The sequence below is a fragment of the Klebsiella sp. KTE92 genome, from assembly GCF_000398905.1.
GTDB lineage: Bacteria > Pseudomonadota > Gammaproteobacteria > Enterobacterales > Enterobacteriaceae > Klebsiella > Klebsiella variicola.
This window is the reverse complement of the sequence record NZ_KB976100.1, coordinates 3,945,234-3,965,709: the sequence shown is the minus strand read 5'-3', so window position 1 is coordinate 3,965,709 and position 20,476 is coordinate 3,945,234. Positions and strand designations below refer to the sequence as shown.

Below are 20,476 nucleotides of genomic sequence, written 5' to 3'. Positions count from 1 at the left end.
ACTGCACCCCGCACCCAAGCCGGAGCCTTGCCTCCGGTTTTTTTGTCTCTAAATCACTTTGCTTGATATACGTCAAGCAAGATGGGTATGGCACAATCCGCAAAAAGCGGTATAATCCCGCGATTTTTTTTGTGGCCGCCCCTCAGAGGAGAAAGAGAATGAAGATTGTGGAAGTCAAACACCCACTCGTCAAACACAAGCTGGGCCTGATGCGCGAGCACGACATCAGCACCAAACGCTTCCGTGAACTCGCCTCAGAAGTGGGCAGCTTACTGACTTATGAAGCCACCGCCGATCTGGCGACCGAGAAAGTGACCATCGAAGGCTGGAATGGCCCGGTGGAAGTTGAGCAGATCAAGGGCAAGAAAATTACCGTTGTGCCTATCCTCCGCGCAGGCCTTGGCATGATGGAAGGGGTACTGGAGCATGTCCCCAGCGCGCGTATCAGCGTGGTGGGTATCTATCGTAATGAAGAGACTCTCGAGCCGGTACCTTACTTCCAGAAGCTGGTGTCCAACATTGATGAGCGTATGGCGCTGGTGGTTGACCCGATGCTGGCCACCGGTGGGTCGATGATCGCCACTATCGATCTGCTGAAAAACGCTGGCTGCACCAGCATCAAGGTGCTGGTACTGGTGGCGGCGCCGGAAGGGATTGCCGCGCTGGAGAAAGCGCACCCGGACGTTGAGCTGTACACCGCCTCTGTCGATAAGGGACTGAATGAACACGGGTATATCATTCCCGGTCTCGGCGATGCCGGCGACAAGATCTTTGGTACGAAATAATCGAATAACGATAAATAAGCCGACTTTGAAAGTCGGCTTTTTTTTGAATAAAACACACATAACTAACCATCTCAGAGGAAAACACTATGACGCGCCGTGCTATCGGGGTGAGTGAAAGACCGCCGCTTTTACAGACTATCCCGCTTAGTTTGCAGCACCTGTTTGCTATGTTTGGCGCAACGGTGCTGGTGCCAATCCTGTTCCACATCAACCCGGCCACCGTCCTGCTGTTTAACGGTATTGGTACGCTGTTGTACCTCTTTATCTGTAAAGGCAAAATCCCGGCGTATCTGGGATCGAGTTTCGCCTTTATTTCTCCAGTACTGCTGCTGTTGCCGCTGGGCTACGAAGTGGCGCTGGGTGGTTTTATTATGTGCGGCGTGCTGTTCTGCCTCGTCTCCTTTATTGTCAAAAAAGCCGGTACCGGCTGGCTGGATGTGATGTTCCCGCCGGCGGCGATGGGCGCCATCGTGGCGGTTATCGGCCTCGAACTGGCGGGTGTGGCGGCTAATATGGCCGGGCTGCTGCCAGCCGACGGTCAAGCCCCCGACAGCAAAACCATTATTATTTCGATGGTAACGCTGGCGGTGACGGTATTTGGTTCTGTGCTGTTCCGCGGCTTCCTGGCGATTATTCCAATCCTGATTGGTGTGCTGGTGGGCTATGCGTTGTCGTTTGTGATGGGCGTGGTCGATACCACCCCGATCGCCGAGGCGCACTGGTTCGCGCTGCCGACCTTCTACACGCCGCGCTTTGAGTGGTTTGCTATCTTCACCATTCTGCCCGCCGCGCTGGTGGTGATTGCTGAGCACGTCGGGCACCTGGTGGTGACCGCCAATATCGTTAAGCGCGATCTGATCCGCGACCCGGGTCTGCATCGTTCGATGTTTGCCAACGGCCTGTCGACGATCATCTCCGGCTTCTTCGGTTCGACGCCCAACACCACCTACGGTGAAAATATCGGCGTGATGGCGATTACCCGGGTTTACAGTACCTGGGTTATTGGCGGCGCGGCGATCATTGCGATTCTGCTCTCCTGCGTCGGCAAACTGGCGGCGGCTATCCAAATCATTCCGGTACCGGTGATGGGGGGCGTTTCGCTACTGCTGTACGGGGTGATCGGCGCCTCGGGGATCCGCGTACTGATTGAATCGAAGGTGGATTACAGTAAAGCGCAGAATCTGATCCTCACCTCCGTGATCCTGATCATCGGCGTCAGCGGCGCTAAAGTACACATTGGCGCCGCCGAGCTGAAAGGGATGGCGCTGGCGACCATCGTGGGCATCGCGCTGAGCCTGATTTTCAAGCTTATCAGCGTCCTGCGTCCGGAAGAGGTGGTCCTCGACGCGGCGGATAGCGAAGAGGTTAAATAACGATCTCCTGACCGGGCGGCGATCCCGCCCGGTTCTCTCCTGACCTAAATCTGTGGTAAACTCTCCGCGTTTTTCTGTAAGCCTATGTTGAGGTCCATCTGAACGCACCGGCACAGCTCTCTTTGCCACTGTATCTTCCTGACGACGAAACCTTCGCAAGTTTCTGGCCGGGTGATAATCCTTCCCTACTTGCTGCCCTCCAGAACGTACTGCGCCAGGAACACAGCGGGTACATTTATATCTGGTCACGTGAAGGGGCAGGTCGCAGCCACCTGTTACACGCCGCCTGCGCCGAGCTTTCCCAGCGCGGGGATGCGGTGGGCTACGTGCCGCTGGATAAACGGACGTGGTTTGTGCCCGAGGTACTGGAGGGGATGGAACAGCTGGCGCTGGTCTGCATTGATAATATTGAATGCGTCGCCGGGGATGAGCCCTGGGAAATGGCCATCTTTAATCTCTACAACCGGATCCTGGAATCAGGCAAAACCCGACTGCTGATCACCGGCGATCGGCCGCCGCGGCAGCTGAATCTTGGTCTGCCGGACCTCGCCTCACGGCTGGACTGGGGGCAGATCTATAAGCTGCAGCCGCTGTCGGATGAAGACAAACTGCAGGCGCTGCAGCTACGCGCCAGACTGCGCGGCTTCGAGATGCCGGAAGACGTGTGCCGCTTCCTGCTGAAGCGGCTGGATCGCGAGATGCGCTCGCTGTTTATGACCCTCGATCAGCTGGATCACGCCTCGATTACCGCCCAGCGCAAGCTGACGATCCCCTTCGTGAAAGAGATCCTTAAGCTCTAGTCCGCCAGTGGGGCCAGCTCCTGCTCCGTCAGTCCGGTCAGATGAGCGACCAGATCGCGCGCCAGGCCACTGTGTAGCATGGCGGCGGCGATACGCTGTGCCTCTTCTTTCCGGCCTTCCTGTCGCCCCTGCGCCAGTCCCCGCTCCAGTCCCTGTTGCTCGAGATATTCCGCAATCGTCATCAACGTCTCCTTATGCTGCGGCGTACGTAACGCCAGTTCGCGTATGAACTTGATCGGCTCGCGCGTATTGCCTGCCTGCACCAGATAGTGCATCAGGGCTTGTACCTGCGATTGTGTCGCCAGTCCAGTCAATAATAATTCGCTCAGCTTGTCGAGGAGCTGCGCCAGATCGCGTTGTCGAATATGTTTTTGCAGTAACTCCAGCGTTGCCATGCGCTGGTGGGTGGCAATGTCGTCATCCGGAATGACGGTAATGTCCGCCAGCGGAAACGCTTCGTGATAAAGACGGCTGGCCAGTTCCGGGGCGGCGAATTCATCGAGCCAGCGTAGAGAGTATGGGTAGGGGCTGGCCAGACCGTGGTAGAAGAGGACAGGGATCACCAGCGGTAGTTGATCGTGACCGGCATCGAGATGACGCTGCATGGCGGCGATGGCATAGCGCATCAGACGAAAGGCCATATGCCGGTCGGGCGTGCTCTGGTGTTCGATAAGCGCATAAATATAACCGTCTCCCGCCGTGGTTTTCAGGGAATACAAAATGTCGGCATAAAAGGGGCGCAGATCGTCTTCGACAAAATGCCCCGACTCGAGATGCAGCGTACGCAGATCGCATACTTTAAGCAGCGTTTCGGGCAGATACAGTTGCAGGAAATCGCGGGCGGTATCGGGATGGGAGAGGTAGGTTTTAAACACCGCGTCATGGGGCGTGGAGGTCGGTTTTTTCATGTTCATCCGTCCAGTGGATTGAGCGATAGATGAACAGTAGCATCGTCCGGCGGGCGGGAGGGATTGGCGTGGAAGATCTGGAATCGGCCACGTAAAAAAAAGCGCCGCGAAAGCGCGGCGCAGGTGGGTTAGCTTACGATCTCAAGGACCTGCTCCGGCGGGCGGCCAATACGCGCCTGGCCGCGGCTGACGACGATAGGGCGTTCAATGAGCTTAGGATTGTCGACCATCGCCTGAATCAGCGCCGCGTCGCTAAGCGCCTGGTCGGCAAGATTGAGCGATTTGTACAGATCCTCCTTCTGGCGCATGAGCTCGCGGGGGCTCTCCATACCCAGCAGCTGCAGCAGCTCACGCAGCGTATCGGCATCCGGCGGTGTGTCGAGATAAAGCAACACCTGTGGATCGATGCCGCGGCTCTGCAGCAGGCTCAGCGTTTCGCGGCTCTTCGAGCAGCGTGGGTTATGGTAAATTGTTACCGCGTCGGTCATGGGGTCTCCTTACATTTTTTGATAGGGGCGGAAGCGGGCCTGCAGATCGCGTAGCTGGTCGATACGGGCATCGTAACGCGCCTGCTGCAGGCTACCAAGTTTCACCTGCGAGCTGGCGCTGCTGAGCAGGGAAATCGCCTGTTCCAGCTGACCGACCAGCGCCATGCTTTCTGCCCGCGCCGCCAGCTCCTGGTCGCGATTGCCCAGCGCACCTTCCGCCTGGGCCAGCAGATCCCAGCCGTTGCCATCCTCTTTATTGGTAAAGGTATACCGGTTCAGAATGGTCGCCGCTTCCCCGGGCTGTCCGCCCTGCAGCAAGGCGTTGGCCAGGTTCAGCTGCAGTACCGGATTGGTGCGCAGCTCGCGGGCGTTTTTAAGGCGATTGATGGCGTCGCTGGTTTTCTTCTGCCCGAGGTCGATATCCGTGGCCAGGTCGAGATACCAGGCATTTTGCGGGTCGGCGCTGAGCAGCGGCTGCAGCGTTTTGCGTGCCTGGTCAAAGTTGTTGCTTTCCATCGCCAGCAGAGCGCGACCATACTGGGCGGCATGCTGTTGGCGAATATTGCCCTTATCCCAGGCGTTCAGCAGATCGGTGCCCAGCTTGTTGTCGCCGTTGGTGTACATCCCGAGGGTACGCGCCTTCGCCAGATAGAAGTCCGCTGAGGACTGTACCACCACCGGGCGCATCTGGTTGGCGCGGTTACGGGCATCGGCCAGTCGGCTTTCCGGCAGGGGGTGGGTGAGCAGCATTTCCGGCGGTCGCGTCGAGTAGCGCGACTCGTCAAGCAGTTTACCCATAAACATCGGCATAGCCTGTGGGTCGAATCCCGAGCGTTGCAGAACCTGAATGCCAATCCGGTCGGCCTCTTCTTCGTTCTGGCGGGTGAAGCTGATCATGCCCTGTTGGGTACCGGCCAGCGTCCCGGTCAGCGCCGCCATCCCGGCCTGCGGGCTGGCCATCGCCAGCAGAATCGAACCCAGGGCACCGACCCAGGTCAGCGGCGCATTGCGCTTCTGATCTTCCATCGCGCGGGCGAGATGCCGCTGCGTGACGTGGGAAATTTCGTGCGCCATGACAGAGGCCAGTTCGCTCTCATTATCAGAGTAGCGGAACAGGGCGGAGTGGAGGACCACGTTGCCGCCAAAGAAGGCGAAGGCGTTGATTTGGTCGTTATTAATCAAATAGAAATGGAACGGGGTGCGCACTGAGTTGGCGTGTGCCACCAGACGCATGCCCAGCCCGTTGATATATTGTACCAGCAGCGGATCGTTAATCAGCGGCGCACTGCCGCGCAGCTGGCGCACATAGTAATCCCCCATCTGCATTTCCTGACCAATCGACAGCGTGCTTCCTGCAGAGGTCCCCATGTCCGGCAGCGTATCTGCGGAGTCAGCAAAAGCAGGGCCTATCGAACCCAGCGTCAGCGAGGCGATGACGGTCGCCACCAGCGTTTTCTTCAACTGCCTGAACATAACCTCTGTCCTGTAATGTGGGTGTGCCAGTTTGACCGATTGTGCGACGCAATGTTCCCTGGCCGCATCCCAGCGAGTTTAGCTGGCGTTGGCCGCCTTGAAAATATGATCTTCACGGCGGAGAACGGTTTGTCTGCGGCGCATCAAAAAGCGAAGTCTTTTTTGTGACATTTCGATACAATTCCCCGGATTGTCGCCGCTTGGCCCTTCAGGGAAGGTTTTATGCTTGAGATGTTAATGCAGTGGTACCGCCGTCGATTCAGCGACCCTGAGGCGATAGCGCTGCTGGTTATTTTGCTTGCCGGTTTCGGCATCATGTTCTTTTTCAGCGGTCTGTTAGCGCCGTTACTGGTGGCTATCGTACTGGCCTATCTGCTGGAGTGGCCGACGGTTCGTCTGGAACGGATTGGCCTGTCGCGCACCTGGGCGACCTCGCTGGTGCTGATCCTCTTTGTGGGCATCCTGCTATTGCTGGCCTTTGTGGTGATGCCGGTGGCCTGGCAGCAGGGGATCTATCTCATCCGCGATATGCCGGGTATGCTCAACAAACTCTCTGATTTTGCCGCTACGCTGCCGCGGCGCTATCCTGCGTTAATGGATGCCGGCATCATCGATGCTATGGCGGAAAATATGCGCAATCGGATGTTGACGGTGGGCGACTCGGTAGTGAAGTACTCTCTGGCCTCGCTGGTGGGGCTGCTTACCCTGGCGGTCTATTTGGTGCTGGTGCCGCTGATGGTCTTCTTCCTGTTGAAGGATAAAGAGCAGATGCTCAACGCGGTGCGCCGTGTACTGCCGCGTAATCGTGGCCTTGCCGGGCAGGTATGGAAGGAGATGAATCAGCAGATCACCAACTACATTCGCGGCAAGGTGCTGGAGATGATTGTCGTCAGCGTCGCCACCTGGATCGGCTTTATTCTCTTTGGCCTCAACTACTCGCTGCTGCTGGCGGTGCTGGTGGGCTTCTCGGTGCTGATCCCCTATATCGGCGCGTTTGTGGTGACCATTCCGGTGGTAGGGGTGGCGCTGTTTCAGTTTGGCGCTGGCACCGAGTTCTGGAGCCTGTTCGCGGTCTATCTGATTATTCAGGGGCTGGACGGCAACCTGCTGGTCCCGGTGCTGTTCTCGGAAGCGGTCAATTTACACCCGCTGGTGATTATCCTGTCGGTGGTGATCTTTGGCGGGCTGTGGGGGTTCTGGGGCGTCTTCTTCGCCATTCCGCTGGCCACGCTGATTAAAGCGGTAGTGCATGCCTGGCCGGATGGCCTGGTGGTTGACGACGACTGACGTGTTCGGGATAAAAAAGACGCCGGGTGAGGATCTCCTCCCCCGGCGTCTTGCTTTGCATCAGGCGTTTTCTTTCAGCCAGTTCAGCACCACGTCGTGGTGATTGCTGGTCTTGAAGTCATCAAAGACGTGTTCGATTTTGCCATCGGCATCGACGAGGAAACTAATACGGTGAATACCGTCGTAGGTTTTCCCCATGAAGGATTTTTCGCCCCAGACGCCAAACTGCTCGCAAACCTGATGGTTTTCATCAGACAGCAGCGTGAAGTTCAGCAGCTCTTTCTCGGCGAAACGGGAGAGCTTTTCCGGTTTATCGGTGCTGATGCCCAGCACTTCTACACCGGCTTTCTTCAGGTCGTCCATATTATCGCGCAAGCCGCACGCCTGGACGGTGCAGCCTGGGGTCATGGCTTTCGGGTAAAAATAAACCAGGACACGTTGTCCCTGGAAGTCGGTTAAATTTACTTCCTCGCCGTCCTGGTCCGGTAAGCTAAATTTCGGTGCGATATCACCGGCTTTCAGTGGGGTCATGGGTTAAACTCCATCCTGTTCATCATGCTGTGAATAATTAACGATGTTAATACTGCCTTGTGCGTTCAGTTCTGTACATAGGGCTTTGAATGCTTGTTCGATATTTGCTGCATTTTGCGTCGCAGGACTGTGGGCAGTTATCTGGATAAAAAGCTGCGCGGAATCGCCGTCTCCCGGCTGAGTGCGGGACACCAGTTCCGCAATATTCATATTCCAGGTATCGCACAGGGCAGTGAAGCGCTCGATGATATGCGGTGAGTCCGGCACCTCAACCTGGACCCAAACGGTGTTTGGCATGGCCTGCGGCGGGCGCGCAGTGGTGCGTTTCATCACGATCAACAATTCCAGCTCCGCACCTTTCAGCGGCAGGGTTGATTCGATCAGGTTAATCGCATTCCACGACCCGGAAAGCAGCATGATAAACGTAAACTCATCACCGAGCATGGCCAGCCGGCTGTCTTCGATATTACAACCGCAGCTGCTGACGTGGCGAGTGATCGTATTCACGATGCCGGGACGGTCAGCCCCCAGGGCGGTAATAACCAGATAGTGTTGTAATGAGGCTGTCAAACCTGTTCTTCCTTTAAAAAGGTGAGGTAACATTAGGAAAGCATAAAAAAAACCGCCATACAACATCCCTGATGGCGTCGGGTCTCTTGCTTTTATTGCAGCTCCAAACGTAACATTGAGAATCTTGTCGCACTTCTGCTCTGAGGATGGCCCATGTTCACGGGAAGTATTGTAGCGCTTGTCACGCCGATGGATGAAAACGGTAATGTCTGCCGGACAAGCCTGAAAAAACTGATTGATTACCATGTCGCCAACGGAACCTCGGCGATCGTTTCGGTAGGGACTACCGGTGAATCCGCAACGCTGAGCCATGAAGAGCATGGCGACGTAGTGATGATGACGCTGGAACTGGCCGACGGGCGTATTCCAGTTATCGCTGGCACGGGAGCCAATGCAACCGCAGAGGCGATTAGCCTGACCAAACGTTTTAACGACAGCGGTGTTGTCGGCTGCCTGACGGTCACTCCTTATTATAACCGCCCGACCCAGGAAGGCCTGTTCCAGCACTTTAAAGCTATCGCTGAACATACTGACCTGCCGCAAATTCTGTATAATGTGCCGTCCCGTACCGGTTGCGATATGCTGCCGGAAACCGTTGGCCGTCTGGCGGAAATTAAAAATATTGTCGGTATTAAGGAAGCTACAGGGAACTTAAGTCGCGTTCACCAGATCAAAGAGCTGGTTTCAGACGACTTTATTCTGCTGAGCGGTGACGATGCGACCGGTATGGACTTCATGCAGCTCGGCGGCGTGGGCGTGATTTCCGTCACCGCCAACGTGGCGGCGCGCGAAATGGCCGACATGTGCCGTCTGGCGCTGGCGGGTCAATTTGCCGAAGCGCGTGCGATTAATCAGCGTCTGATGCCACTGCATACAAAATTATTTGTCGAACCCAATCCTATCCCGGTGAAATGGGGATGCAAGGCGTTGGGTCTTGTGGCGACCGATACGCTGCGCTTGCCGATGACGCCCATCACCGACCATGGTCGTGAAGCCGTCACCGCCGCGCTGAAGCATGCCGGTTTGCTGTAAAGTTTAGGGAGATTTGATGGCTTACTCAGTACAGAAGTCGCGCCTGGCGAAGGTTGCGGGTGTTTCGCTGGTTCTACTCCTCGCGGCCTGTAGTTCCGACTCGCGCTATAAGCGTCAGGTGAGCGGTGATGAGGCCTATTTACAGGCGTCACCGTTGAGCGAACTTCACGCGCCGGCGGGGATGATCCTGCCGATTCAGGTGGGCGATTACAACATTCCGGTGGCCAACAGCACCGGCGCGGTGGGCAAAGCGCTGGACATTCGCCCGCCAGCGCAGCCGCTGGCGTTGGTCAGCGGTGCGCGGACCCAGTTTAATGGCGATACCGCGACGCTGATGGTTGAGAACGGCCGCAGCGGCTCGCTGTGGGCGCAGGTCACCAGTATCCTTCAGTCGAAGAACTACGTTATCGCGAAACGCGATGATGCGAGCCAGACGCTGAACACCGACTGGGTTGAGTGGAACCGCCTTGATGAAGATCAGCAGTATCGCGGTCGTTATCAAATCTCCGTCAAACCGCAGGGCTATCAGCAAGCGGTGGTCGTTAAGCTGGTGAATCTGGAGCAGGCGGGTAAACCGGTTGCCGATCCGGCGTCACTGCAGCGCTACAGCACCGCCATGCTGAACGTCATTTCTGAAGGCCTTGATGCGAGCGCCACCAGCGCCCAGAACGCGGCCCAGCGCAGTGCTGGCGCCACCTTCGACGTGCAGAGCGCTGCCGATGACACCGGCCTGCCGATGCTTGTCGTTCGCGCGCCGTTTAACATGGTGTGGCAACGTCTGCCGGGCGCCCTCGAAAAAGTGGGAATGAAAGTGACCGACAGCACGCGCTCTCAGGGCAGCATGGCGCTGACCTACAAGCCGCTGTCTGACAGCAGCTGGCAGGAGCTGGGCGCACGTGACCCGCAGCTGGCCTCCGGTGACTACAAACTGCAGGTCGGTGACCTCGATAACCGCAGTAGCCTGCAGTTCATCGACCCGAAAGGTCACACCCTGACGCAGTCGCAAAATGACGCCCTGGTAGCCGTATTCCAGGCCGCATTTAACAAGTAATCAAAAGGGCTGGAGCAATCCGGCCCTTTTAATATATAGTGACGCAAACGTGTGCGTATACACATCATCCTTCAAATTGCCTCTTTGTTGGCCGCCTTCGTTCACCCCAGTCACTTACTTTTGTAAGCTCCTGGGGATTCGCTCAGTTGCCGCCTCGATGCACTTTGAATGATTTTGTGTATAGGTGGAAACGTATTTTTAGGCTCAATATCACTGGAGTAGTGAAAGATGAAAAAGCAAGCTGAGTTGTATCGTGGTAAGGCGAAGACAGTATACAGCACCGATAATCCGGACCTGCTGGTACTGGAATTCCGTAACGATACGTCAGCAGGTGATGGCGCGCGCATCGAGCAGTTCGATCGTAAAGGCATGGTGAATAACAAGTTCAACCATTTCATTATGAGCAAACTGGCAGAAGCGGGCATCCCTACCCAGATGGAAGCGCTGCTTTCCGATACCGAATGTCTGGTGAAAAAACTGGATATGGTGCCGGTAGAGTGCGTGGTGCGTAACCGTGCAGCAGGCTCGCTGGTAAAACGTTTAGGCATTGAAGAAGGTATCGAGCTGAACCCGCCGCTGTTCGACCTGTTCCTGAAAAACGATGCTATGCACGATCCGATGGTCAACGACTCCTACTGCGAAACCTTCGGCTGGGTGAGCAAAGAGAATCTGGCGCGGATGCGCGAGCTGACCTACAAAGCCAACGACGTGCTGAAAAAGCTGTTCGATGACGCCGGTCTGATTCTGGTGGACTTTAAGCTGGAGTTTGGTCTGTTCAAAGGCGAAGTGGTGCTGGGCGACGAGTTTTCGCCGGACGGCAGCCGCCTGTGGGATAAAAATACCCTCGATAAAATGGACAAAGACCGCTTCCGCCAGAGCCTTGGCGGCCTGATCGAAGCCTACGAAGAAGTGGCTCACCGCCTGGGCGTTAAACTCGACTAACCCGCCCGCCGCCAGAAGATGGCCTCATCTTCTGGCGTCTCTTGCTGTTTCCTGTGGTAATCCTGCGCTGAACCGCCTACGATCTCTGCTATTGATACATAACAGGGAATGAGGTGCTTATGCGCTGGCAAGGGCGTCGCGAAAGCGACAATGTTGAAGATCGACGTGGTCAATCAGGCTCGCCGTTTGGCGGCAGCGGGGGCGGCGGTTTCCGTCTGCCGAGCGGGAAGGGCGGCATTGTACTGCTGATTATTGTGCTGGTGGCGGGCTACTACGGCGTGGATTTGACCGGCATGCTGACCGGGGAGCCGATGCCGCAGCAGCAGACCTCCACGCAGCGCTCCATCAGTCCGAAAGACGATGAAGCGGCGAAGTTTACTTCCGTCATTCTGGCCACCACCGAAGATACCTGGGGACCGATCTTTGAAAAGATGGGCCGCCAGTACCCCCAGCCAAAACTGGTGCTCTACCGCGGCGCGACCCGTACCGGCTGCGGCACCGGTCAGTCGGTGATGGGGCCGTTCTACTGTCCTGCCGACAGCACGGTCTATATCGACCTGTCCTTCTACGATGAGATGAAAAATAAACTGGGCGCCGACGGCGACTTTGCTCAGGGGTACGTCATTGCTCATGAGGTGGGCCACCACGTGCAAAAACTGCTGGGCATTGAGCCGAAAGTTCGCCAGCAACAGCAGCATGCCACCGAGGCCGAAGCCAACCGTCTGTCGGTGAAGATGGAGCTGCAGGCGGACTGCTTCGCCGGCGTCTGGGGCCATAATATGCAGCAGCAGGATATTCTGGAAACCGGCGATCTGCAGGAGGCGCTGAACGCTGCCGAAGCCATCGGCGACGACCGTCTGCAGCAGCAGAGCCAGGGGCGCGTGGTACCGGACAGCTTTACCCACGGCACGTCAAAACAGCGCTACACCTGGTTCAAACGCGGTTTCGACAGCGGCGATCCGGCGCAGTGCAATACCTTCGGCAGCGCGCTGTAATCGCCACCGATGATGGACGCGCTGCTTGACCTCACCGCGCAGATGGCGCGGGAGGGGATCCGTCGCCTGCTGGTGCTCAGCGGCGATGAGGCCTGGACGCTGCAGCAGGCGCAGGCGCTACGGGAGCGGCTCGGCGGCAATGGTCTGTGGGTAGGCTCCGATCCGGTTTCTGCGCCCTGCGTGGCGCCTGGCGCCCTCAAGACGCTGCTGGGGCGGGAAGTGATGCACGCCTTTTTCGATGCCCGGCGCGGGTGTGACGTGGCGGCCCTGGCGGCCCTGAGCGGTACGCTGCGGGCGGGAAGCTGGCTGGTGCTGCTGACGCCCCCCTTCGCCGACTGGCCGACCCGGGCGGATGAGGACTCCCTGCGCTGGAGCGATACTCCCGACCCTATCGTTACCCCCAACTTTGTTCACCGCTGCTGCCGGCAGTTTATCGCCGATCCGGAGGTGCTGCTCTGGCAGCAGTCGGACCGGCCGCGCTTCCCGCTGGCCGCCCCCCGCCCTGACTGGCATCCCGCCGATGGCCACCCCCAGGCCGAGCAGGCGCTAATCCTTGAGCAACTGTTACGGCTGCCGCCCGGTATCGCGGCGGTGACGGCAGAGCGCGGGCGAGGGAAATCCGCTCTCGCGGGCATGCTGCTGCGCCAGCTTGAGGGCGAGGCCATCGTCACCGCCCCAACGCGTAGCGCCGTCGAGGTGCTGGCGAGCTTTGCCGGCGAGGCGTTCCGCTTTATGGCGCCCGATGCGCTGTTGGCGTCGCAAGAAACGGCGGCCTGGCTGATTGTCGATGAGGCCGCGTCGATCCCGGCTCCGCTTCTCCGGCAGCTGGTAAGCCGTTTTCCCCGCACGCTACTCACCACGACGGTGCAGGGTTATGAAGGCACCGGTCGCGGATTCCTGCTGAAATTTTGCGCCAGCCTGCCCCGTCTGCAGTCGTTCAGCCTGAGCGCCCCGATCCGCTGGGCGGCGGGCTGTCCGCTGGAGTCAGCCATCCGTCAGTTGCTGATCTTTAACGATGAGGCATTTCGCGACGCGCCGACGGGGGAGGTGGTGCTGGAAGCGGTTAATCAGTCCTGCTGGCAATCGCAGCCAGCGCTACCGGAGGCGATGTACCAGCTATTGTCCGGGGCGCACTACCGGACTTCCCCGCTCGATCTGCGGCGCATGATGGATGCCCCCGGCCAGGCTTTTCGCTGCGCTCGCGCCAGCGGCGCGGTGGCGGGCGCGCTGTGGCTGGTGGCCGAGGGGGGACTTTCTCCCGAACTTAGCCGGGCGGTGTGGGCAGGGTTTCGCCGGCCGCGCGGGAATCTGGTCGCCCAGTCGCTGGCGGCGCATGGCGGCAGTCCCCTGGCGGCGACGCTGTCCGGGCTGCGGGTCAGTCGGATCGCTGTCCATCCTGCCCGTCAGCGCGATGGTCTCGGGCAGAAGATGATCGCCAGTATCGCCGCCGATGCCGCAGGCTATGACTATCTGTCCGTCAGCTTCGGCTATACCCCTGAGCTGTGGCGCTTCTGGCAACGCTGCGGGTTTATCCTCGTGCGGCTGGGAACCCATCGCGAGGCCAGCAGCGGCTGCTATACCGCGATGGCTCTGTTCCCGCTGACTGCGGCGGGGCACCAGCTCGCGCAGCGGGAGGCGCAGCGGCTGCTGCGGGATGAATATTGGCTTCGCCCGTGGCGGGACGAATCCGCGCCGCTGCCGGCCGTCGCAGACGCTATGCTTAGTGATGAGGACTGGCTGGAAGCGGCGAGCTTTGCTTTCGCCCATCGCCCGCTGGCCGCGGCGCTGGGCTGCCTCAACCGCCTGCTGATGCAGGCCGACATGCCGTTGCCGGCTCTGCGCGGACGTCTGCAGGGGGAAGAGGAAGCCGCGCTGTGTGCTGCGCTGCGGCTGACGGGGCGTAAAGCCCTGCTGGCGAGATGGCGTGTTGAGGCCGCTGACGCCTTGCGCTTCCTCGATGCAGCGCGTGCTGAGGCGCTGCGTCAGCAGGTGGCGCATCTGCAATTATTTTAACTAACTCATTCAGTTAAATGGCATGGTCATATCTGGCGAGCGGCGTAAACTGCCGGCATACACTAAGGAGACAGCCATGAAACACGATCATTTTATTGTTCAAAGCCCTGCGACGCCTGCGCAACAGCTGTTGCTGCTGTTTCATGGTGTGGGTGATAACCCGGTCTCTATGGGGCAAATCGGCAGCTGGTTCGCGCCGCAGTTTCCCGATGCGCTAATTGTCAGCATCGGCGGGGTCGAACCTTGCGGTCCCAACGGTCGGCAGTGGTTTTCGGTGCAGGGAGTGACGGAAGAGAATCGTCAGCAGCGCATCGATGCCATTATGCCGACCTTCATTGACATTGTGCGCTACTGGCAAGAGAAAAGCGGCGTCAGTCCACTGGCCACCGCGCTGATCGGTTTCTCTCAGGGGGCGATTATGTCGCTGGAGAGTATCAAAGCGGCGCCAGATCTGGCTTCAAGAGTGATCGCCTTTAATGGCCGCTACGCGACGCTGCCGATGACGGCAACGACGGCCACCACCATTCATCTGATCCACGGGGGGGAAGATCGGGTTATCGACCTGGCGTGGGCGGTGTCGGCTCAGGAGGCATTACAGCAGGCGGGCGGCGACGTGACCTTAGATATTGTTGACGATCTGGGGCATGCCATTGACGATCGCAGCATGCAGTTTGCCATCGAGCGTCTGCGTTATACCGTGCCGAAGCACTATTTTGATGAGGCGCTGAGCGGCAGTACGCCAAAAGGGGACGATATCATCGAAATGCTGTAACCCCGGCGGACGGGGTTACAGGCGGGCAGTACCGCGATAAAGGCAAACTTACGGTTTCTTCGACTGGTCGTGCTTTGGCCAGTCGTCGTCATCGTCCCATTTATCGTTAAAATCGCGGTGCGGCGGCAGATCGGGTTTGTTGTTAAGGAATTTTTTGTGGTCAACGCGGTTCAGATCTTTGATCACGTTGATAATCACCCCCACCAAAAAGACCAGAACCAGAATCCACCAGTGTTTAATAAGCCATTCCATGCGCGCTTCCTCTTTACGTCAATTCGTCAGGCGACCAGCTGTTCCATTACGCGTTGATACATCCGTGCCAGCAGCTGCAGGTCGGCGGCGTTCACACATTCATTAATTTTGTGAATGGTTGCGTTCACGGGGCCCAGCTCAACCACCTGCGCCCCCATGCGGGCGATAAACCGACCGTCAGAGGTGCCGCCGTTGGTCAACAGCTGCGGTTTGATCTCATTATAGTGCTCAATTGCGCTCACCACCGCATCCACCAGTTTACCGCGCCCGGTGAGGAACGGCTGGCCGGAGAGCCACCACTCCACGCTGTAACGCAGCTGGTATTTTTCCAGCAGGGAGACCACGCGGGCTTTGATCATCTCGTCCGTCAGTTCCGTACTGAAGCGGAAGTTGAACTGGACGAACATATCGCCGGGGATCACGTTGTTGCTGCCGGTACCGGACTGTACGTTGGCGATCTGCATACTGGTTGGCGGGAAAAATTCATTGCCTTTATCCCACTCGATATTGACCAGCTCCGCCAGCATCGGCGCCGCGCGATGGACAGGGTTATCGGCAAGGTGCGGATAGGCAACATGGCCCTGCACGCCGTGAATGGTCAGGTTGCAGGTCAGCGAGCCGCGGCGGCCGTTTTTCACCACATCGCCGACCACTTCGGTACTGGAGGGTTCGCCGACCAGACAGTAATCCAGACGTTCGTTACGCGCCATCAGCGTTTCCACTACTTTGACGGTGCCGTTTTTGGCGCTGGCCTCTTCATCTGAGGTGATCAAAAACGCCAGTCTGCCGCGATGATTCGGGTACTGCGCGACAAAACGTTCCGCCGCCACCACCATCGCCGCCAGCGAGCCTTTCATATCTGCTGCGCCGCGGCCGAACAGCATCCCGTCGCGGATGGTCGGTTCGAACGGGGGGTTGATCCAGCGGTCGGCGTCGCCTGCCGGGACCACGTCGGTGTGGCCGGCGAAGGCCAGCGTCTCGCCGTGGCCGCGCCAGGCCCAGAAATTCTGTGTATCGCCGAAATCCATCGGTTCAACGGTAAAGCCGATCGCACGCAGGCGTTCAATCATTAACGCCTGGCATCCCGCATCATCGGGGCTAAGGGAAGGGCGGCGAATAAGCTGCTGAGCCAGCTCAATGACCGGGCAAGACATAGACTATACCTCGTTAAACTGCTGATAACTTGCTTCACTAAAACCCAGCAGCATAGGACGACCGGGCGCACAGAGCAATGGGCGTTTGATAATCGCCGGCATTTCCAGCATCAATGCGGCGGCGGCGTCGGCATTATCGATGCTGTTGCGCAGCGACTCGTCGAGTTTGCGCCAGGTGGTGCCGCGGGTGTTCAGCAGCGCCTGCCAGCCCAGTTCGGCAATAAAGGTATCCAGTTGCGCGCGGTCAAGGCCATCGGCGCGGTAGTCATGAAACTGATACGCAATCTGATGCGCTTCCAGCCAGCGACGGGCTTTTTTAATGGTATCGCAGTTTTTAATTCCGTACATGGTGAGCATAGATAAACCTTTCACATTCAATTAAGCGGTTAACTCAGATATTTCCGAATATATAAGTCTTACTGAAATAATACGTGATTCAGATGAATAAATATAACTTTTTACCGGGTATCTCATTCAATTGACGGCGTGGTGAATTTTTGCTCATTCGCGGAAGTGATGTGAGGCTATTAACAATATTGCGAAAATGTTGCCTGAGAGTGCTCTGCGTCACATAATTTTACATACGAAACGGCATAGTGGCGGCAACCAGAGGTTTTATCTCTGTCAGACGTCCACAAGACAATCAGAGCAATAGGGGAGCCCAACTTCCCATCAGCAATGAAGTTATATAGAATCGACCATAATAATAAGAGAGGCTATTATGATTGAACATGAACTGGGGAACTGGAAAGATTTTATTGAAGGCATGCTTCGTAAATAAATTTCCGCAATGTGAGCAGGGGAATAACGCGAAGTAAATAAGCGCGTCATGGTTCTGAACACATAAAGAAGGCGACCTTAAGGGTCGCCTTTTCTGTTATTAAGGCTCGCCGCCAACGCCCGACGGCTTATTGCGGACGCTCCTTCAGCGGAAAGCGACGGCGTACCAGCACAAAGAACAGCGGCACGAAAAAGATGGCCAGCACGGTGGCGGAGATCATCCCGCCCATCACCCCGGTACCGACCGCATGCTGGCTGCCGGAACCGGCCCCGGTGCTGGTCGCCATCGGCAGCACGCCGAAGATAAACGCCAGCGAGGTCATCAGGATGGGGCGCAGGCGCTGACGGCAGGCCGACAGCGTGGCGCTGAGCAGATCCTGGCCTTTCTCGTTCAGCTCGTTGGCGAACTCAACGATCAGAATGGCGTTTTTCGCCGACAGGCCGATCACCGTTAACAGGCCCACTTGGAAGTAAACATCATTCTCCAGGCCGCGCACCCAGGTCGCCAGCAGGGCGCCAATCACCCCGAGCGGGACCACCAGCATCACCGAGAACGGCACCGACCAGCTCTCGTACAGCGCCGCCAGGCACAGGAACACCACCAGCAGCGAAATCGCGTACAGTGCCGGCGCCTGAGCGCCAGAGAGGCGTTCCTGGTAGGACATGGCGGTCCATTCGAGGCCAAAGCCGGTTGGCAACTGCGCGGCCAGCTTCTCCATCATGTCCATCGCGGTGCCGGTACTGATACCCGGCGCCGCCTCACCGACGATCTCCACCGCCGAGTAGCCATTGTAGCGTTCCAGACGCGGTGAGCCTGTCTCCCAACGTGAGGTGGCGAAGGCCGAGAACGGCACCATCGTGCCGCTGCTGTTGCGGACATACCAGAGATTAATATCGTCAGGCAGCATCCGGTATTTCGCCGCTGCCTGGACGTAGACTTTCTTCACCCGGCCGCGATCCATAAAGTCGTTGACGTAGCTCGACCCCCACGCGGTTTGCAGCGTATCGTTGATGTCGTCAATGGAGACGCCCAGCGCCTGCGCTTTACGCTGATCGATATCGACCTGCAGCTGCGGACTGTCGTCGAGCCCGTTATGGCGGACCCGGGTCAACAGAGGGTTTTTGCCGGCCAGCTCAAGCAGCGTATCGCGTGCCGCCATCAGCGCATCGTGCCCCTTACCGGCGTGATCCTCAAGCTCCATATCGAAGCCTGCCGAACTGCCGAGGCCGCTGATGGCCGGCGGGCTGCTGGCGATGACCCGCGCTTCGTTGATCTGATTAAACGCTTTGGTGGCGCGTTCAATAATGGCAAAGGAGGAGCCGGTTTCCGGGTCGCGCTGGTCCCAGTCTTTGAGACGCACAAACATGCGGGCCACGTTCTGCCCGTTGCCGCCGGGGCCGGAGCCAACGGTAGCGAACACCGACTCGACGTTCTGCTTCTCGTTATTGAGGAAGTAATCTTCCGCCTTCTGCACCACCTTCAGCGTCTGCTGCTGGGTGCTGCCGCTCGGCAACTGGACCGAGGTGGTGAACATCCCGCGATCCTCCAGCGGCAGGAACGAGGTGGGCAGATGCAGGAACAGGAACACCATCCCGCCGAGCAGGACGACGTAGATCAGCATCCAGCGCAGCGAGCGGTGAAGAATTTTGCCGACAAAGGTTTCGTAGCGGCTGGCGCTGCGGTTGAAGGTGCGGTTGAACCAGCCGAAGAAGCCTTTTCTTTCATGGGATTCACCTGGCTTAACCGGCTTGAGCAGCGTGGCGCAAAGGGCCGGGGTGAGGATCATGGCCACCAGCACCGAGAGGACCATCGCCGCGACGATAGTGATTGAGAACTGGCGATAGATGGCCCCGGTGGTGCCGCCGAAGAAGGCCATTGGCACAAACACCGCCGACAGCACCATGGCGATCCCCACCAGCGCGCCCTGAATTTGTCCCATCGATTTGCGGGTCGCCTCGCGTGGCGACAGGCCCTCCTCGCTCATGATGCGCTCGACGTTCTCCACCACCACGATGGCGTCATCCACCAGCAGGCCGATCGCCAGCACCATCGCGAACATCGTCAGGGTGTTGATGCTGTAGCCACAGGCATACAGCACCGCAAAGGTGCCCATCAGCACCACCGGCACGGCGATGGTCGGGATCAGGGTGGCGCGGAAGTTCTGCAGGAACAGATACATCACGAGGAAGACCAGCAGGATCGCCTCCAGCAGCGTTTTGACCACATCAGTGATGGAGGCCTTTACGAAGGAGGTCGTCTCGTAGGCGACTTTATATTCCAGACCGTGAGGAAAATACTGCGACAGCTCATTGAGGCGATTGATCACGCGCTCCGCCGTGGCCATTTCGTTGGCGCCGGAAGCAAGCTTAATTCCCAGGCCCGAAGCGGCCTGCCGGTTGTAGCGGCTGAGGTAGTCGTACTTCTCCGCCCCCATCTCGACGGTGGCGACATCGCCCAGCGTCACCTCTGAACCATCCTGATTGACGCGCAGGGTGATATTGCGGAACTGCTCCGGGGTTTGTAGCAGAGATTGCGAGTTGATGGTGGCGTTCAGCGCCTGCTTATCGACCGAAGGCGTCCCGCCAAGCTGGCCGACGGCAATCTGGGCGTTCTGCGAACTGATGGCGTCGGTCACATCCTTGGTGGTCAGCTGGTAGCTATTGAGCTTCGCCGGGTCGAGCCAGATGCGCATTGAGTATTGCGAGCCGTAGGCGTCGATATCCCCCACGCCGTTGACGCGGCTGAGCGGGTCCTGAATGTTACTGGCGACGTAGTCGGCAATATCTTGTTTATCCATGCTGCCGTCGGTGGAGACGAAGGCGAGGGTCAGGATATTGGTGTCGCCGGTCTTGCGCACCGTCACCCCCTGGTTTTGCACCGCCTGCGGCAGTTTACGCATCGCCGACTGCAGCTGGTTCTGAACCTGCTGCACGGCTTCGTCCGGGTCGGTACCGGCGGTGAAGCTGAGGGTGATCGTCGCCTGGCCAGTGGCGCTGCTCTGGGATGACATATACATCAGGTTATCGAGGCCGGTCATATTCTGTTCGATAACCTGGGTGACGGTATTCTCCAGGGTTTGCGCGGAGGCGCCGGGATAGTTGGCGGTGATCCGCACGTTCGGCGGGGCGAGGTCGGGATACTGTTCAACGGGAAGCGACAAAATGGCAAGGGTGCCCGTCAGACATAACAGGATTGCCAGCACCCACGCAAAAATGGGGCGATCGATAAAGAAATTCGCCATCAGAATAAAGACCTCATATGCACATTTT

Annotated in this window: 21 protein-coding genes; 12 read left to right on the top strand and 9 right to left on the bottom strand. The window is 58.1% G+C overall.

The window, feature by feature from the left end; translation table 11 throughout:
- Positions 1–158: 158 nt before the first annotated feature.
- From upp to A1WC_RS06955, 3 genes are all read left to right on the top strand, one after another.
- Positions 159–785, top strand: a complete 627-nt coding sequence (upp, locus tag A1WC_RS06945) for a uracil phosphoribosyltransferase (protein ID WP_004201927.1) — start codon at positions 159–161, stop codon at positions 783–785.
- 86 nt (positions 786–871) lie between these two features.
- Positions 872–2,158: a uracil permease gene (gene uraA / locus A1WC_RS06950; protein ID WP_012540908.1), complete on the top strand. Its 1,287-nt coding sequence runs from the start codon at positions 872–874 to the stop codon at positions 2,156–2,158.
- 98 nt (positions 2,159–2,256) lie between these two features.
- On the top strand, positions 2,257–2,958 hold the full coding sequence (locus tag A1WC_RS06955; protein WP_020947395.1) for a DnaA inactivator Hda: 702 nt from the start codon (positions 2,257–2,259) through the stop codon (positions 2,956–2,958).
- Here the strand turns inward: A1WC_RS06955 and A1WC_RS06960 are convergent.
- The 3 genes from A1WC_RS06960 to bepA form a co-directional block, all read right to left on the bottom strand.
- Positions 2,955–3,866 carry an Rpn family recombination-promoting nuclease/putative transposase gene (locus A1WC_RS06960; protein WP_012967455.1) on the bottom strand — a complete coding sequence of 304 codons (912 nt, stop codon included), beginning with the start codon at positions 3,864–3,866 and terminating at the stop codon, positions 2,955–2,957. The two genes, A1WC_RS06955 and A1WC_RS06960, sit on opposite strands and share 4 nt — an antisense overlap.
- Before the next feature lie 128 nt (positions 3,867–3,994).
- The gene (gene arsC / locus A1WC_RS06965) at positions 3,995–4,354 is read right to left on the bottom strand and encodes an arsenate reductase (glutaredoxin) (protein WP_016161626.1); all 360 of its coding nucleotides are present in this window, start codon (positions 4,352–4,354) and stop codon (positions 3,995–3,997) included.
- Between the two features lie 9 nt (positions 4,355–4,363).
- On the bottom strand, positions 4,364–5,827 hold the full coding sequence (gene bepA / locus A1WC_RS06970; protein ID WP_008803831.1) for a beta-barrel assembly-enhancing protease: 1,464 nt from the start codon (positions 5,825–5,827) through the stop codon (positions 4,364–4,366).
- Positions 5,828–5,878: 51 nt separating this feature from the next.
- Between bepA and A1WC_RS28040 the strand changes: the two genes are divergently transcribed.
- Both A1WC_RS28040 and A1WC_RS06975 read left to right on the top strand, forming a co-directional pair.
- Entirely contained in the window at positions 5,879–5,995 is a 117-nt protein-coding gene (locus A1WC_RS28040; RefSeq protein WP_012540910.1) for a hypothetical protein, read from the top strand.
- Positions 5,996–6,049: 54 nt separating this feature from the next.
- Entirely contained in the window at positions 6,050–7,114 is a 1,065-nt protein-coding gene (locus A1WC_RS06975) for an AI-2E family transporter (protein ID WP_012540911.1), read from the top strand.
- A gap of 60 nt (positions 7,115–7,174) precedes the next feature.
- Here A1WC_RS06975 and bcp read toward each other — a convergent pair whose 3' ends face one another.
- Together bcp and A1WC_RS06985 are read right to left on the bottom strand one after the other, a co-directional pair.
- Positions 7,175–7,645, bottom strand: a complete 471-nt coding sequence (gene bcp, locus A1WC_RS06980; protein WP_008803833.1) for a thioredoxin-dependent thiol peroxidase — start codon at positions 7,643–7,645, stop codon at positions 7,175–7,177.
- Between the two features lie 3 nt (positions 7,646–7,648).
- Positions 7,649–8,215, bottom strand: a complete 567-nt coding sequence (locus A1WC_RS06985; protein ID WP_002913804.1) for a glycine cleavage system transcriptional repressor — start codon at positions 8,213–8,215, stop codon at positions 7,649–7,651.
- Positions 8,216–8,368: 153 nt separating this feature from the next.
- Between A1WC_RS06985 and dapA the strand changes: the two genes are divergently transcribed.
- From dapA to ypfH, 6 genes are all read left to right on the top strand, one after another.
- Positions 8,369–9,247, top strand: a complete 879-nt coding sequence (gene dapA / locus A1WC_RS06990; RefSeq protein WP_002913803.1) for a 4-hydroxy-tetrahydrodipicolinate synthase — start codon at positions 8,369–8,371, stop codon at positions 9,245–9,247.
- Between the two features lie 16 nt (positions 9,248–9,263).
- Entirely contained in the window at positions 9,264–10,298 is a 1,035-nt protein-coding gene (gene bamC / locus A1WC_RS06995; RefSeq protein ID WP_008803834.1) for an outer membrane protein assembly factor BamC, read from the top strand.
- Between the two features lie 228 nt (positions 10,299–10,526).
- Positions 10,527–11,240 (top strand): phosphoribosylaminoimidazolesuccinocarboxamide synthase, encoded by a 714-nt coding sequence (purC, locus tag A1WC_RS07000; RefSeq protein WP_002913801.1) that lies wholly within the window; start codon positions 10,527–10,529, stop codon positions 11,238–11,240.
- A 119-nt stretch (positions 11,241–11,359) separates the two neighbouring features.
- Positions 11,360–12,235, top strand: a complete 876-nt coding sequence (locus A1WC_RS07005) for a neutral zinc metallopeptidase (RefSeq protein ID WP_012540912.1) — start codon at positions 11,360–11,362, stop codon at positions 12,233–12,235.
- A 9-nt stretch (positions 12,236–12,244) separates the two neighbouring features.
- Positions 12,245–14,248, top strand: coding sequence for a tRNA(Met) cytidine acetyltransferase TmcA (locus tag A1WC_RS07010; RefSeq protein ID WP_016161625.1), 2,004 nt, complete (start codon positions 12,245–12,247; stop codon positions 14,246–14,248).
- A 76-nt stretch (positions 14,249–14,324) separates the two neighbouring features.
- Positions 14,325–15,020 (top strand): esterase, encoded by a 696-nt coding sequence (gene ypfH / locus A1WC_RS07015; protein WP_008803836.1) that lies wholly within the window; start codon positions 14,325–14,327, stop codon positions 15,018–15,020.
- Positions 15,021–15,068: 48 nt separating this feature from the next.
- On the opposite strand, the gene A1WC_RS07020 is transcribed toward ypfH, so the two are convergent.
- Genes A1WC_RS07020 through A1WC_RS07030 form a run of 3 tightly spaced genes read right to left on the bottom strand, consistent with a single transcriptional unit; the run spans position 15,069 to position 16,783 of the window.
- Positions 15,069–15,272 (bottom strand): YpfN family protein, encoded by a 204-nt coding sequence (locus tag A1WC_RS07020; RefSeq protein ID WP_002913768.1) that lies wholly within the window; start codon positions 15,270–15,272, stop codon positions 15,069–15,071.
- 26 nt (positions 15,273–15,298) lie between these two features.
- Positions 15,299–16,426 carry a succinyl-diaminopimelate desuccinylase gene (gene dapE / locus A1WC_RS07025; protein WP_012540914.1) on the bottom strand — a complete coding sequence of 376 codons (1,128 nt, stop codon included), beginning with the start codon at positions 16,424–16,426 and terminating at the stop codon, positions 15,299–15,301.
- 3 nt (positions 16,427–16,429) lie between these two features.
- Complete coding sequence (locus A1WC_RS07030) at positions 16,430–16,783, bottom strand: ArsC family reductase (protein WP_008803838.1); 354 nt, start codon at positions 16,781–16,783, stop codon at positions 16,430–16,432.
- 364 nt (positions 16,784–17,147) lie between these two features.
- Between A1WC_RS07030 and ypfM the strand changes: the two genes are divergently transcribed.
- The gene (ypfM, locus tag A1WC_RS27605; protein WP_100181659.1) at positions 17,148–17,207 is read left to right on the top strand and encodes a protein YpfM; all 60 of its coding nucleotides are present in this window, start codon (positions 17,148–17,150) and stop codon (positions 17,205–17,207) included.
- A 127-nt stretch (positions 17,208–17,334) separates the two neighbouring features.
- Here the strand turns inward: ypfM and acrD are convergent, their stop codons facing one another.
- The gene (acrD, locus tag A1WC_RS07035; protein WP_016161624.1) at positions 17,335–20,448 is read right to left on the bottom strand and encodes a multidrug efflux RND transporter permease AcrD; all 3,114 of its coding nucleotides are present in this window, start codon (positions 20,446–20,448) and stop codon (positions 17,335–17,337) included.
- Positions 20,449–20,476 lie beyond the last annotated feature (28 nt).